At 74.5% G+C, this 15,659-nt stretch carries 6 protein-coding genes; all 6 read right to left on the bottom strand.

The genetic code is table 11. From position 1 onward, the window contains the following. Window positions 1-33 precede the first annotated feature (33 nt). The gene (locus tag MUY14_RS10445) at window positions 34-11,520 is read right to left on the bottom strand and encodes a non-ribosomal peptide synthetase (protein WP_247022753.1); all 11,487 of its coding nucleotides are present in this window, start codon (window positions 11,518-11,520) and stop codon (window positions 34-36) included. A gap of 13 nt (window positions 11,521-11,533) precedes the next feature. Next, a complete protein-coding gene (locus tag MUY14_RS10440) occupies window positions 11,534-12,745 on the bottom strand; it encodes an MFS transporter (RefSeq protein WP_247022752.1) in 1,212 nt (403 codons plus the stop codon). A 19-nt stretch (window positions 12,746-12,764) separates the two neighbouring features. Beyond that, on the bottom strand, window positions 12,765-13,934 hold the full coding sequence (locus tag MUY14_RS10435) for a cytochrome P450 (protein WP_247022751.1): 1,170 nt from the start codon (window positions 13,932-13,934) through the stop codon (window positions 12,765-12,767). Window positions 13,935-14,439: 505 nt separating this feature from the next. After that, window positions 14,440-15,192, bottom strand: coding sequence for a thioesterase II family protein (locus tag MUY14_RS10430; RefSeq protein ID WP_247022750.1), 753 nt, complete (start codon window positions 15,190-15,192; stop codon window positions 14,440-14,442). Continuing rightward, window positions 15,189-15,455 (bottom strand): phosphopantetheine-binding protein, encoded by a 267-nt coding sequence (locus MUY14_RS10425; protein WP_247022749.1) that lies wholly within the window; start codon window positions 15,453-15,455, stop codon window positions 15,189-15,191. Before MUY14_RS10425 ends, MUY14_RS10430 begins: the two co-directional genes overlap by 4 nt. A 1-nt stretch (window position 15,456) precedes the next feature. Further along, window positions 15,457-15,651: an MbtH family NRPS accessory protein gene (locus tag MUY14_RS10420; RefSeq protein WP_247022748.1), complete on the bottom strand. Its 195-nt coding sequence runs from the start codon at window positions 15,649-15,651 to the stop codon at window positions 15,457-15,459. Between the last annotated feature and the right edge of the window lie 8 nt (window positions 15,652-15,659).

The following is a 15,659-nucleotide window of genomic DNA, read 5'->3' as shown; positions in this document are numbered from 1 at the left end:
GACCCATTCGCGACCTCGGCGGTCCCGAATGAGTCATTCGCGACCTTCGAGCCGGCGCGCCACCACCGGACCGACCGCGGACAGCGCCGCCGGGGTGGTCAGCTCGCCGTGCCGGACCGCGACTTCGTGCACCTCCAGCCGGCCCTCGACGTACGGCTCCCACGAAGACGGCCTCGGCGAATCGACGTGCTTCCCTTCCGTGGCGCGGAAGAACAGGACGTCGCCGGCGAACCCGTCCGGCCGGTGCGCGCGGGCGAGCGCGCTGTTGTGGGCGAACACCGCGGGCAGCGCGTCCACCACCGACGGCGCGAGGGCGGCCAAGGGACTGCCCTCCGAAAGCAGGATCGACCGGAACGAGGCCAGGTCCACAGCGTCGGGCACATCGTGCCCGAGCGACGCCAGCAGCGCGGCCAGCGGGTCGGGCGGGGCCGCCACGGGACCCGACGGCGGGTAGCCGTCCAGCATCGCCAGCAGCCCGACCTCCTCGCCCTGCTCCTGCAGCTGCGCGGCCATCGCGTGCGCGACCTGCGCGCCGAACGACCAGCCCAGCAGGTGGTACGGCCCGCGCGGCCGCACCTGGCGAAGCTGCTCCAGGTAGTCCTTGACGAGCTCGTCGACCGTCGCCGGCCGCCGGTCGGGCTCGGTGAGGCCCCGCGACTGCAGGGCGTAGACGGGCCGGTCGACGTGCGCCAGCAGCCCCGAGTACACCCAGCCGAGGCCGGCGGCCGGGTGGACGCAGAACAGCGGCGCGCCGGAGCCCGCCGAACGCAACGGCAGCAGGACCGCCAGTTCGTCGCGGTCGGTACCGGTCGCGGTGCCCGTGCCCAGCGCGCGAGCCAGCCCGGCCACGGTCGGGGTCTCGAAGAGCACCCGGATGCCCAGCTCGGCGCCGAGTTCCCGGCGGATCAGGCTGATCAGCCGCGCGGCGATGAGCGAATGCCCGCCGAGGTCGAAGAAGCCGTCGTCGATCGACACGTCGGGCACGTCGAGGACTTCGCCGAAGAGGCCGCACAACGCGCGTTCGAGGGCGGTCCGCGGGGCCCGGCCCGCCACTGCGGCGGTGACCGGGGCGGGGAGCGCGGTGCGGTCCAGCTTCCCGTTCGGGGTGAGCGGGAGGTCGTCGAGCACCACGAACGCCGACGGCACCATGTGCCCGGGCAGGAACGCCTCGCAGTGCGCCTTCGCCGAGACGCCGGGGGCCGCCGCGAGGTAGGCGACGAGCCGGTCCTCGCGCAGCACGGTCACCGCCTGCCGGACGCCGGAGCAGCGGCCGAGCACGGCGTCGATCTCGCCCAGCTCGATCCGCACCCCGCGGACCTTCACCTGGTGGTCGGCCCGGCCGAGGAAGTCGAGCCGGCCGTCGCGCCGCCACCGCACGACGTCACCGGTGCGGTACATCCGCTCTCCCGGCTCGCCGAACGGGTCCGCGACGAAGGCGGCGGCGGTCAGGCCCGGCCGCCCGAGGTAGCCGCGGGCCAGCCCGCTCCCGGCGAGGTACAGCTCCCCCGGCACCCCGGCGGGCACCGGGTTCAGCCGCCGGTCGAGGACGTACACCCGGGTGTTCGGCACCGGCCCGCCGATGTCGGGCGGCCCGTCGCCGTCCGGCGTGACGTCCCCGCCGGTGGCCATCACGCTGCATTCGGTCGGCCCATAGCCGTTGACCAGCCGGAAATCGGCCCCGGCGGGCGGACGGCGGCGCAGCCGGTCCCCGCCGGCGACGACGACCCGCAGGTCCGGGCTGGGAAACCCGGGTTCGTCGAGCATCAGCTCCAGCCGGGGCGTCGGCAGGAACGCCACCGTGATCCCGGCGAGCCAGTCGGCGAGCGCGCCGGTGTCGTCCAGCACGCGCTGGGCGGGCAGGTGCACCGACGCGCCCGCGGTGAGCAGCGGCCACGTCTCGAACACGGCGGCGTCGAACCCGAGCGCGGCGACGTGCCCGCCCCGGTCCGCGGCCGTGACGCCGAATTCGCGGTGGTACCAGGCGCAGAGGTGCGAAAGCCCGGTGTGGTCGAGCACCACGCCCTTCGGCCGCCCGGTCGACCCCGACGTGTAGATGACGTAGGCGGCGTCACGCGGGCTCAGCGTCACCGAGGGCGCTTCCGCCGGCCGCGCGGCGATCGCGGCGGCTTCGGCGTCGAGGCACAGCACCCGCGCGGTCCCCTCGACCCGCGGGGCGAGGTCCGTCGTGGTGATGACGACCGGCGCGGCGGCGTCGGCGAGCATGAACGCCAGCCGGTCGGCCGGATAACCCGGGTCGAGCGGCACGTACGCACCGCCGGCCCGCAGCACGGCGAGCTGGGCGACGAGCAGTTCCGGCCCGCGCGGCAGGCAGACGCCGACCAGGGTGCCGCGGGTGATCCCGAGGTGGTGGGCCAGCCGGTTGGCCCGCCGGTTCAGCTCCGCGTAGCCGAGTTCCCCGGCGTCGCTGACGACGGCGACACCGTCGGTGCGGTCGGCGATCTGCGCCGGAACCGGGCGCCACGGGCCGAAGTCCACCGGGTCCGGCGCGGTCAGCAACCGGCGCCGCTCGTCCGGGGCCAGCACGTCGAGCCGGTCGATCGGGGTGTCCGGCGCCGCGATCGCCGCGGCGAGGACCCGGAGCAGCCGCGTGACGAAGCCGGTGACGGTCTCGCGGTCGAACAGGTCGGTGCGGTAGGCGAGGCCGCCGCCGATCCCGCTCGCGCGGCCCGGGTCGAGTTCGTGCAGCGACAGCGCCAGGTCGAAGGCCGCGGTCCGGACGGCGACCGGCTCGCCGCTCACCCGCAGGCCGGGCAGCTCGAGCTCGGCGTCGTCGGCGTTCTGCAGCACGAACAGCACCTGGAACAGCGGGTGCCGGGCCAGCGACCGCGCCGGGTTGAGCTCGTGCACCAGCCGCTCGAACGGCACGTCCTGGTGGGCGAACGCGCCCAGATCCGTCTCGCGGACACGGGCGAGCAGCTCCCGGAACGTCGGCGCACCCGCCGTGTCGACGCGCAGGACCAGCGTGTTCACGAAGAACCCGACGAGGTCGTCGAGGGCTTCGTCGGTGCGGCCGGCGACCGGGGTGCCGATCGGGAGGTCGTCCCCGGCGCCCAGCCGGTTCAGCAGGACGGCGAACGCGGCCTGCAGCACCATGAAGAGCGTGACCCCGCCCTCGCGGGCCAGGTCGCGCAGCCCCGCGTGCAGCGCCGCGTCGATCTCGACCGGGACCGACGCCCCGCCGTGCCCGGCCACCGCGGGCCGCGGCCGGTCGGCCGGCAGCACCAGTTCCTCCGGCAGCCCGGCCAGCCGCTCGCGCCAGTACGCCAGTTCGGCGCCCAGGATCGAGCCGTCGTCGTCCGGGTCGCCCAGGACTTCGTGCTGCCACAGGGCGTAGTCGCGGTACTGGACCGGCAGCGGAGTCCACTTCGGACTGTCGCCGGCGCACCGGGCGGTGTAGGCCGCGGAGAGGTCGCGGACGAGCGGGCCCATCGACCAGCCGTCGCTGACGATGTGGTGCTGCACCAGCACCAGGACGTGCTCGTCCGCGCCGAGCACGAGCAGTTCGGGCCGGAACGGCCGGTCGGTGGTGAGGTCGAACGTAGCCGCCGCGGCCGCGTCGAGGGCCTCGGCCAGCCCGGACTCGCCGATCGGCCGGACGTCGAGGGCACCGTCGGCGGCCAGGACCTGCTGGCACGGGCTGCCGTCCAGCTCCGGGAAGATCGTGCGCAAGGCTTCGTGGCGGCCGGCGACGTCGGCCAGCGCGGCGGTCAGCGCGCCCCGGTCGAGGTGGCCGGTGAGCCGCAGCGCGCAGACCACGGCGTACCCGGCGTCGCGGCCGTGCAGCTGGTTGAGGAACCAGAGCCGTTGCTGGGCGTGGGAAAGCGGGATCCGGTCCGGGACCGGCCGCGGGCGCAGCGCGGGCCGGACGGCGCGGCCGTGGTCGATCCGGGCGGCGAGCCCGGCGACGGTCGGGGCCTGGAACAGGTCCCGGATCCCCAGTTCGACGCCGAGCGCGGAGCGGGCCCGGCTGATCAACCGCGTCGCCAGCAGCGAGTGGCCGCCGAGGTCGAAGAACCCGTCGTCGATCCCGACGCGGCCGACGCCGAGCAGCTCGGCGTACAGTCCACAAAGGATCTCTTCGGCCGGGTTCCGGGGCGCCCGCAGCGAGCCGGGCTCGGTGACCGGGGCGGGCAGGGCCCGGCGGTCGACCTTCCCGTTGGGGGTCAGCGGAAGTTCCGGCAGGACGACGACCGCGGCCGGCACCATGTACTCGGGCAGCACAGCGGCGAGGTGACCCCGCACGTCGGCCGGTTCGGCGGTGCCGGTGCAGTACAGGACGAGCCGCCGGTCACCCGGGACGTCCTCGCGCACGACGGCGACGGCTTGCGTGACGCCCGGGTGCCGGGTGGCGGCTCCGGAGACTTCGCCGAGTTCCAAGCGCTGTCCGCGCAGCTTGACCTGGTCGTCGGTGCGGCCGAGGTACTCCAGCTCACCGGCGTGGGTCCAGCGCACGAGGTCGCCGGTGCGGTACATCCGCTCGCCCGGCGCGCCGGGGTCGGGCACGAACCGCTCGGCGGTGAGGCCGGGCCGGTGCAGGTAGCCGTCGGCCAGCTGGATCCCGGCGAGCCAGAGTTCGCCGGGCACACCGGGCGGTACAGGGGCTAACCGTCCATCGAGGACGTACGCGCGGGTGTTCCACACCGGACGTCCGATGGGGACAGTGGGCTCGCCGGGGGTGAACGGGTGGTGGCTCGCCTCGACGGCGAACTCGGTCGGGCCGTAGAAGTTGGAGAGCCGGGTGTCCAGGGCCGCCGTGCACCGCTCGGCCAGCGCCGGGGTGAGCGCCTCGCCGCCGCAGAACACCTGCCGCAGCGACGGCACGGCACCGGGTTCGGCGAGGAAGGCTTCGAGCATCGCCGGCACGAAGTGCGCCACGGTGACGCCTTCGGTGCGGATGAGTTCGCGCAGGTAGGCGGGATCGCGGTGCCCTTCGGGCCGCGCGAGCACCAGGGCCGCCCCGGTCAGCAGCGGCCAGAACAGCTCCCACACCGAGACGTCGAACCCGGTCGGCGTCTTCTGCAGCACCCGGTCGTCCGCGCCGAGCGCGTAGCCGGCCTGCATCCACGCCAGGTGGTTGACGATCCCGGCGTGCGGCATCAGCACGCCCTTCGGCCGTCCGGTCGACCCGGAGGTGTAGATCACGTAGGCGGGGTGGGCCGTGGTGATCTCGGGCAGCGGCCCGTCGCCACTCAGCCGCGTCTCCGCGGTGAGGACCAGCGACGGCCGGGCGTCGTCGAGGAGGAAGGCGATGCGCTCGGCCGGGTAGCCGGGATCGACCGGCAGGTAGGCCGCACCGGCGCGGTGGACGGCGTGCACCGCCACCACCAGGTCGAACGAACGCGGCAGCTGCACCGCGACGACGTCGCCGGGCCGGACCCCGTGGGCGCTCAGCGCACGCGCCAGCCGCTCGACGCGGCCGTCCAGCTCGGCGTAGCTCAGCGACTCGCCTTCGAAGACCACCGCCGTCGCGTCCGGCGTGCGGGCCACCTGGCGGGAGAACAACGCGGGCAACGTCTCCGCCGAGATCGGTTCCCCGGTCGCCGTCCACTCGGCGAGCGAGCGAAGGTCCACTTCGGACAGCAGGCCGATCCGGTCCAGCGGGGTGTCCGGGTCGGCCGCGACCGCGTCGAGGAGGCGGACCAGCCGGCCGGCCAGCGCCTCGGCGGTGGCGCGGTCGAACAGGTCGGCGGCGTAGGACAGGGACCCGCTGATCCCGCCGTCGTGCTCGGCCAGGTTCAGGCCGAGGTCGAACTTCACCGCGTCGGAGTCCAGGACCTCCGGCGTGACGTCGAGGCCCGGCAGCGCCAGACCGGCGTCGCCGGTGTTCTGCAGCACCAGGAACACCTGGAACAGCGGGTGCCGCGCCAGGGATCGGGCCGGGTTGAGCTCGTGCACCAGCCGTTCGAACGGGACGTCCTGGCGGGCGTAGGCGGCTAGGTCGGTTTCGCGGACGCGGTCGAGCAGTTCGCGGAAGCTCGGCGCGCCGCTGGTGTCGGTCCGCAGGACGAGGGTGTTGACGAAGAAGCCGATGAGCCCGTCGAGGGCTTCGTCGGTGCGCCCGGCGATCGCCGTGCCGATCGGGACGTCCTCCCCCGCGCCCGAGCGGGTCAGCACCGCGGCGAGCGCGGCCTGCAGCACCATGAACAGGGTCACCTGCGCGGACCCGGCCAGCGCGCGGAGCCGGGTGTCGAGGCCGGCATCGATCTCGACGGGCACCGAGTCGCCCCGGTGCGACGCCACCGCGGGGCGGGGCCGGTCGAACGGCAGCGGCAGTTCGTCGGGGACCCCGGCGAGCTGGGTGCGCCAGTAGGCCAGCTGGGCGGCCAGCAGCGACTCCGGATCGGCCGCGTCGCCGAGCAGATCCCGTTGCCAGAGCGTGTAATCGGCGTACTGCACCGGCAGCGGCGCCCACTCCGGCGCCCGGCCCGCGCGGCGGGCGGTGTACGCCTCGGCGAGGTCGGCGACCAGCGGGCCCAGCGACCAGCCGTCGGCCGCGATGTGGTGCAGCGTCAGCAGGAGCAGGTACTCGTCCGGGGCGTCGGCGACCAGCGAGGCGCGGAACGGCGGCTCACAAGACAGGTCGAACGGCCGTGTCCCGGGCTCCGTCAGTTCGGGTCGCCAGCCGTCCAGGATCACCTGGCGGGGCTCGCCGTCGACGGCCGGGAAGATCGTGCGCAGGACCTCGTGCCGCTCGGCGACGTCGGCGAGGGCGGCGCTCAGCGCGTCCCGGTCCAGCTCACCGCGCAGCCGCAAGGCGAGCGGCATGTCGTACGCGCCGGTGTCGTCGCCGAACTGCAGGATGAACCAGAGCCGTTGCTGGGCCGGGGAAAGCGGCATCGGCTCGGGCCGCGGCACCGGCCGCAGCGCCGGGCGGGCCGCACCGGCGCCGGAGAGCCGCGGGGCCAGCTCGGCGACGGTCGGGGCGTCGAAGAGGTCGCCGATGCCGATCTCGGCGTCGAACGCGGCCCGGATCCGGCTGACCAGCTTGGTGGCGAGCAGGGAGTGGCCGCCGAGGTCGAAGAACCCGTCGTCGATCCCGACCCGTTCGGCCCCGAGGACGTCGGCGAACAGCCCGCACAGGATCTCCTCGCGGGCGTCCCGGGGCGCTCGCGAGACCCCGGCGGTGTAGTCCGGCGCCGGGAGCGCGCCACGGTCCAGCTTGCCGTTCGGGGTCCGCGGCAGGGCGGGGAGCACGACGAACGCCGAGGGCACGAGATGCCGCGGCACGAACGCGCCGACGTGTTCCGCCAGCTCGGCCGGGTCCACGTCGCCCACGACGTAGGCCACGAGCCGCTCCTCACGCAGGACGACGGCGGCCTCCCGCACGCCCGGGTGCTCCGCGGCGACGGCCGCGATCTCCCCCGGCTCGACGCGCAGGCCGCGCAGCTTGACCTGCTCGTCGGTCCGGCCGAGGTAGTCCAGCTCGCCGCCGTCGGTCCAGCGGACGAGGTCGCCGGTGCGGTACATCCGCGCGCCGGGACCGCCGAACGGGTCGGCGAGGAACCGGTCGGCGGTCAGGCCGCCGCGGTGGAGGTAGCCGTCCGCGAGCTGGGCCCCGGCGAGGTACAGCTCGCCCGGCACGCCCGGCGGCACCGGGCTCAGCCGCGCGTCCAGCACGTGCGCGCGGGTGTTCCACACCGGCGCGCCGATGGGGATCGGGGTGCCGGTGACGACGTGGGCGGTGGCGTCGACCGCGACCTCGGTCGGGCCGTAGAGGTTGATCAGCTCGGCGCTCAACGTCTTCGCACAGCGCTCGGCCAGCGCGGCGGTCAGCACTTCCCCGCCGCAGAACACCTGCCGCAGCGCCGGCGAGTCCCCTTCGGACAGGCTCAGGATCCCGTCGAGGATGCCGGGCACCACGTACAGCACGGTGATCCGCTCGCGCCGGATGGTGTCCAGCAGGTAGGCGGGATCGCGGTGGCCGTCCGGTTTCGCGACGACCAGGGCCGCGCCCGCGATCAGCGGGCGGAAGAACTCGAGCACCGAGACGTCGAAGCTGGACGGTGTCTTCTGCAGCACCCGGTCGCCGGCGGCAAGCGGGTGCTCGGCCTGCATCCACGCCAGGTGGTTGACGATCCCGGCGTGCGACATGAGCACGCCCTTGGGGCGCCCGGTCGACCCGGACGTGTAGATCACGTAGGCCGGGTGGTCCGGGGTGACCGCGGGCAGCGGGGCATCGGAAGCGGGCTCCCCGAGGTCCGATCCGGGCGTGAGGACGAGGGCGGGCCGGGCGTCGGCGAGCATGAACGCCACCCGGTCGGCCGGGTAGCCGGGGTCCACCGGCAGGTAGGCCGCGCCGGCGCGGTGCACCGCGTACACGGCGGTGACCAGGTCGATCGAGCGCGGCAGCTGCACCGCGACGACGTCGCCCGGCCGCACACCCCGCTCACGCAGGACCCGGGCGAGCCGGTCCACCCGGACGTCGAATTCCGCGTACGTCAGCGACTCGCCCTCGAAGACGACCGCGGTCGCGTCCGGGGTCAGCGCGACTTGCCGGGCGAACAGCTCCGGCAGCGTCGCCGCCGGGACCGGGGCCGCGGTGTCGTTCCAGCTCACCAGTCTTCGGTTGTCCACTTCGGACAGCAGCTCGGCACTGTCCACCCGGGATTCGGGGTCGGCGGCCACGATCGCGAAGAGCCGGACCAGGCGGTCGGCGACGTCCTGCGCGGTGGCCCGGTCGAACCGGTCGGTGGCGTATTCGAGGTTGCAGCCGAGCCCGGTGCCGCGGTCCTCGACCGTGAGGCTCAGGTCGAACTTGGCAGTGCCCGACACGGTGTCGCCGGCGGTCACGGTCAGCCCGGGCAGCGTCCAGCCGCCCCCGGCGGTGTCCGCGTCGAGGAAGGACAGCAGCACCTGGAACAGCGGGTGCCGGGCCAGCACGCGGGGCGGGTTCAGCTCCTCCACGATCCGCTCGAACGGCAGGTCCTGGTGGGCGAAGGCGCCGAGGTCGGCGTCGCGGACCCGGGTGAGCAGCTCGCGGAACGCCGGTGCGCCCGAGGTGTCGGTGCGCAGGACGAGCGTGTTGACGAAGAACCCGACGAGGTCGTCGAGCGCTTCGTCGGCGCGACCGGCGACCGGGGTGCCGATCGGCACGTCCTCCCCCGCGCCGAGCCGGGTCAGCAGCAACGCGAACGCCGCCTGGACGACCATGAACAGCGTCGCCTGGTTGTCGCGGGCCAGCGCGACCAGCGCGGTGCGGGTGGCGGCGCCGACCTCGGCCGAGACGACGTCCTTGCGGTGGGTCGGCACCGCGGGCCGGGGGCGGTCGGCGGGCAGCGCGAGTTCGTCGGGCAGGCCGGCCAGCGCCTCGGTCCAGTAGGTCAGCTGGCGAGCCGCCAGGCTCTCCGGATCGCCTTCGTCGCCGAGCAGCTCGGCTTGCCAGAGCGCGTAGTCCGCGTACTGGACGGGCAGCGGCGGCCACGCCGGCGCCTCGCCGTCGAGCCGGGCCCGGTAGGCGGTGGCGAGGTCGGCCAGCAGCGGCCCGGTCGACCGGCCGTCCGCGGCGATGTGGTGCAGGCAGAGCACGAGAACGGCCTCGTCGCCGTCCCGGAACAGGCGGGCGCGCAGCGGGATCTCGCGGGTCAGGTCGAACGGCGCGCTCCCGGCCGCCTCGACCGCCGCCGGCGTGAACTCGGCGACTTCCAGCACGTCGGCGGGCACCGGGAGGACGTGCTGCCCCGGCTCGCCGTGCTCGACCGGGAACACCGTGCGCAGGGTCTCGTGCCGGGCGACGACGTCCCGGCAGGCGGCCGCCAGTGCCGGGACGTCCACCGGGCCGGCGAGGCCGAGGGTCAGCGGGATGTTGTAGGCGCGGTCCTGGCCGTCGATCCCGGCGAGGAACCACAACCGCCGCTGGGCTGAAGACAGCGGGACGCGATCCGGGCGCGGCCGCCGGGTGAGGGCCGGGCGGACGGGACCGGGCGCCTGGGCGTCGAGGGTGGCCAGGATCCCGGCGACGGTCGGGGCCCGGAACAGCGCGCGGACGCCGAGTTCGGCGTGCAGCGCGGTGCGGACGCGGCTGATCAGCTGGGTGGCGAGCAGGGAATGGCCGCCGAGTGCGAAGAAGCCGTCGTCGAGGCCGACGGTGTCGAGCCCGAGCACGTCGGCGAAAAGTCCACAGAGGATCTCTTCGCGCGCGGTGCGGGCCGCCCGGAACACGACCGGCTCGTCCTCGGGCTCGGCTTCGACGGCGACGGCCTCGACCTGCGCCAGTTCGAGCGTCCCGAGTGGACGCTCCGGGTCCGCGAGCGCCAGTTCGAGCAGCCGCACCAGCATCGCGGCCATCTCGTCCACCGTGGACTTCTCGAACAGGTCGACGGCGTACTCGAACTGGCACGTGACGCCGTTCGCGTGCTCGGCGAAGACGACGCTGAGGTCCAGCTTGGCCGTCGCGAGGTCCAGCGGCACCGGCCGGACGTCGAGACCGGGCAGGGCGAGGTCCGTTCCGTCGTCGTGCTGGAGGACGACCATCACCTGGAACAGCGGGTGCGCGGCGGCGGACCGGCCGGCGCCGAGGCGCTCGACCAGCCGGTCGAAGGGGACGTCCTGGTGGGCGTAGGCGTCGAGGCCGGTGTCGCGGACTCGCGCCAGCAGTTCGGTGAAGCTCGGGTCGCCGCTCAGGTCGGTGCGCAGGACGAGGGTGTTGACGAAGAACCCGACGAGGTCGGCCAGCGCCGCCTCGCTCCGGCCGGACACCGGGGTGCCGAGGACGACGTCGTCGCCCGCGCCCCACCGGTGCAGCAGCGCGGCGAGTGCCGCCTGCAGGCCCATGAACGGCGTGCAGCGCGCGGCCCGCGTGACCGCGACGAGCCGGTTGTGCAGGTTCTGGGGCACCTCGACCTCGACGAGGCCCGCGGCGCCGGTCGTGCCGCCGGTGCGGTGCGCGGGCAGGACCATCCGCCCCGGCAGGTCCGCGAGCCGCTCGGTCCAGTACGCGAGCTGGGCGCTCAGCACGCTGTCCGGGTCGTCCTCGGTGCCGAGCACCTCCCGCTGCCACTCGCTGAAGTCCAGGTACTGCACGGGAAGCGGCGCCCAGTCCGGCGCTTGGCCGTCGAGCCGTGCGGTGTAGGCGGCCGCGAGGTCGCGGCCCAGCGGGCCGAGCGACCAGCCGTCGCAGGCGATGTGGTGCAGCACGAGGAGCAGGATGTGGTCGTCCGGCGCGAGCTCGAACAGCGTGACCCGCAGGGGCAGGTCCTCGGCGAGGTCGAACGGCCGGGCGATGGCCGCGGCGAGGCCGGCACCCGGCCGGACGTCGAAGACCAGCCGGCGGGTCGCCTCCTCGAGCGGTAGCACCCGCTGGCCGGGGACGCCGCCGTCGACCGGGACGACCGTCCGCAGCACCTCGTGCCGGCCGAGGACGTCGGCGACGGCGTGCCGCAGCGCGCGGCGGTCCAGCGGGCCGCGCAGCCGCAGCGGGAAGGGGACGTTGTAGGTCGCGCCGGGACCTTCCAGCTGGTCGAGGAACCACAGGCGCTGCTGGCCGAACGACAACGGACGCACGGGAGGGATCCCTTCACTCGGGCAGGCGCAGGGCCCGGGCCGCGGCCACCGGCCCGCCGAAGGCGAGCAGGGCGCTGCAGATCCAGGCGACGACGGGGGTGGTGAAACTGGCGATGGCGCCGGAGACCGCGTAGGCCAGCGGCGCGCAGCCGATGCCGGACAGCGAGACCATGGACATGGCGACGCCGAGCCGGTCGCTGGGCGCGGCCTGCTGGTAGAGCGTCACGGCGGCCGGGCCGTTCTGCCCGGAGCACACGCCCAGCGCGACGGCCATCGCGGCCATCGCGGGCAGCGACGTCACCAGGACCATGCCCAAGAGCAGGACGCCGATGCCGATCCCGCTGCCGACGAGCCGCACGGAGATCGGCACCCGCTCGCCGAGCAGCGCCCCGAGCCCGGCGGACACGAGCGCGCCGGCGGCCCAGCAGGCGATGAGCAGACCGACGGCGGAGACCGCCCAGCCGCGTTCGATGACCACTTCGGGCAGGCCGGGGTTCATCGGCCAGGCGAACGCGAAGTCCAGGCACAGCCCGGAAAGGAACAGCAGCCGCAGCCGGCGGTCGGCGCGCAGGAGCTTGAGGCCGTCGCCCGAGCGCTTCCACAGCGGGACGTTCGACACCGTCCGCGGCGCGTCGATCGCCTTCGTCGCCGGGGCGAGGCAGGCGAGGGAGACCACGCAGCCGCCGCAGACGACGGCGAGCGCGACCCCGAGGTGCCCGGTCGCGACCAGCCAGGCCCCGAACGGCGACCCGAGGATCGGGGCGAACCGCGCCACCATGGTGCGGACCGAGTTCGCCGTGCTCAGCCGTTCCTTCGGGACCATGCGCGGCATGAGCGTGCCGAACGACGGCGAGCCGAGGCCCAGCATCGCGCCTTCCAGCGCGGCCACGACGACCAGCAGCGGCACCGACTGCGCGGACAGCGCGACGACGACCGAGACGGCCAGCACGGCGATCCGCACCGACGTCGTCCGCAGCAGGACCGAGCGGGGCCCGAAGGCGTCGCAGATCACCCCGCCGAAGATCATCGCGAGGGCCCGGGGAACCGATTCGGCCAGCGTCACCCAGGTGACCGCGGCCGTCCCGCCGAGCTGGGCGGCGGCCCAGACGGCGGCGATGAAGAACACCTGGTCGCCGATCAGGGAGACGCCCTGACCGGTGAGCAGCAGCCCCACCCGGCCCCAGGGCGCGGTGGGCCGGGCTTCGTGCACCGGAGCTTGTGTCATGGCTGGTATCCGTTCGCGCTCAGCGGGCCCGCAGGCGCACCGGGAGGTGGTCGAAGCCGAAGTTGATGATCGACCGGTTGTGCACCGGCTCGCCGTCGAGCTCGAGCCCGGCGACCTGGTCGAGCAGCGCGGCGTAGATGGCCTTGAGCTCGGCCTTCGCCAGCGGCGCGCCGACGCAGTAGTGCGCCCCGACCCCGAGGGCCAGGTGCCGGTTCGGCGACCGGTCGAGCACGAGTTCGTGCGGCCGGTCGAAGACGGCGGTGTCGTGATCGGCCGACCACGTCCAGACGGCGACCTTGTCCCCGGCGTCGATGACGTGCCCGCCCAGTTCGACCTGGGTCGTGGCGGTGCGCAGGACGTGGAGACCGACGGAGGTGTAGCGGAGCAGCTCGTCGGTGGCGAGGTCGAGGTCGGCGTCTTTCAGCTGGTGCCAAGCAGCGGGGTGGTTCATCAGCGCCCAGATGCTCATGGCGGCGGTGTGCCGCACGGTCTGCACCCCGCCGACGACGATGTTGTCGAGGTTGAAGACGACGTCTTCGATGGGCAGCAGCCGGTTCTTGATCCGGTGGGTGGCGAGGGTGCTGATGAGGTCGTCACCCGGGTTCTTGCGCCGCTGCACGACTTTTTCGAAGAGGTAGGGCAGCAGCTTCTGGTGGCCGGCCCGGCGCGCGTCCGGTGTCTGGGCGAGGAAGGCTTCGTCGCAGACGGCGACGACGAGGTCGCGGTCGTCGCCCGGGATGCCGAGCAGGTCGCACATGACGACGAGCGGGACGGTGGCCAGGACGTCCACGAGGTCGACGGTTTCCTGCTCTACGGCGGATTCGACGACTTCCGCGGCGAGTTCGGTGATGCGGTCGGCGGTGGTGCGCACGCCCTTGGGTGAGAAGTACGGGAGGACGGGGGCGCGGAGTTCGCGGTGCCGGGGACCGTCGGAGAGGGCCATCATCTTGCCGGCGCCGGCGGGGGTGCCACCGGTGCCGAGGAGCGAGCCGCCGGTGGAGCTGAACGTGGCGGCGTCGGTGAGGACGCGGGAGCCGAGGTGGTAGCCGAGCACGGACCAGACGGGCCCGTCGAGCGCGGTTTCGGTGCGGTGGACGGGAGCCCGGCTGCGCAGGTCGGCGACGATTTCGCCGACGTCGGGCCGGGCCCAGAGCCCGGGGTCGGTGAGATCGACGGTAACGGTGGACACGGGCGCCTCCTCGGGCGGGATGAGCGGCTTCGGCGATGTGGCTGGGGTGGTGGCTCGTTGGCGGACGGGATCTGCGAGCCGGGGCGCCGGGTGCCGGCTGGCCAGCTGGGCGGCTGGGCCCGGCCGGGTGGCCGGGCCCGGCCGGGTGCCGGCCGGGTGCCGGCCGGGTGCCGGCCGGGTGCCGGGTGGCCGGGTGCCGGCCGGGTGCCGGGTGCCGGGTGCCGGGTGCCGGCCGGGTGGCCGGGCGCCGGCCGGGTGGCCGGGCGCCGGCCGGCTCGACTGCCGGAGTGCCAGCTGGGCGGCCGGGTGCCAACCCCGGCGCCGGCTGGCCAGCTGGGCGGCTGCCGCCGTAGCCGGCACGGCTGCCGGAGTGCCGGCTGGGCGGCCGGGTCAAGCGGTGCGGCCGCGTAGAGCTTGCGCAGCAAGTCCGCCGGGCCACGGGTCAGGCGGGCGCGGCCGTGTAGAAATTGCGCAGCAAGTCCGCCGGGCCGGCTGGTCGGCCGGGTCAGGCGGCTGCGGCCGCGTGGAGCTTGCGCAGCAAGTCCGCCGGGCCGCGGGTCAGTGGCGTCGCCAGCAGGTGCCCGCCCGGCTCGACCGAGGTCGTGAAGCGGCCCGTCGTCGCGGCCGACCACTCCGCGAGCGTCCCCGGCGGCAGGGCTTCGTCCTCAGTACCGGCCACCGCGTGGATCGCGAACGTCGCCGGAACGCCGGGAGGGCGGTAGGTGCGGCAGACCGTCAGGTCCGTCCGGATCGTCGCCACCGCCAGTTCGCGGATCGTCTCGTCGTCCGGCAATGCCCCGGCCAGCCCGCATCGCGCGAGGAGCTCCGCGGCACCCTCGTCGGTCGGCGGGATCGAGCCCGGCCACGCGGATGGTGGGGGCGCGCACGCCGGGACCACCAGCCGGGGACATCGATCCGCCGGCAAAGCACGGGCGACCTCGTAAGCCAGCAGCGCCCCGAAGCTCTGACCGTAGAACACCGATCCCGGCCGCAGGTGCGGGACGAGCCCCGCCACGACCGCGGTCACCAGCTCACGGAAACCGGACGGCATCCGGTCCGTGAAGCGGCCGCCGCGGGCCGGGAGGCGGATGGCCCAGACCTCCAGGTCCGGGACCAGCTCCGCCGCCAGGCCGCTGAACGCCGTCACGTCGCCGCCCGCGTGCGGGAAGCACACCAGCTGCGGCACCCCGCCCGTCAACGGATACGGGCGGTAGCACCAGTCGCCCGCGAGGGCCGGGCGCGGGGCCGCGAGGGTCATCGCGTGCCCCGGCGGCCCACCAGCGCCACCTTCGGGCGGGCCGGGGTCTCGCGGGCCGCGGCCACCGTCGACACGAAGTCCGTCAACGTCGCCGCCGCCATCAGGTCGCGCAGGGACAGGTCGACCGAGAACTCGTCGCGGACCCGGTACACCACCCGCAACGCGGTCAGCGAATGCCCGCCCAGCTCGAAAAAACCGTCCTCGGGGCGCACCTCGGGGACGCCCAGCTCCTCGGCCCACATCGCCGCGATCGTCGCCAGCACGTCAAACCCCGAGCGCGACGCGCAGGCTCTTCGGGCGGATGTCGGTCCACGTCTCGTCGACCCACGCCACGCACTCCTCGCGGCTGCCGCTCTTGCCCGCCGGCTGCCAGCCCGCCGGAACGTCCAGCGAAGCCGGCCAGATCGAATACTGCTCCTCGTCGTTGACGACGACCGTGAAGTCCTTGAACGCGTCCACAGTGGATT

The organism is Amycolatopsis sp. FBCC-B4732, from assembly GCF_023008405.1.
GTDB lineage: Bacteria > Actinomycetota > Actinomycetes > Mycobacteriales > Pseudonocardiaceae > Amycolatopsis > Amycolatopsis pretoriensis_A.
This window is presented reverse-complemented; position numbering and strand designations above follow the sequence as displayed.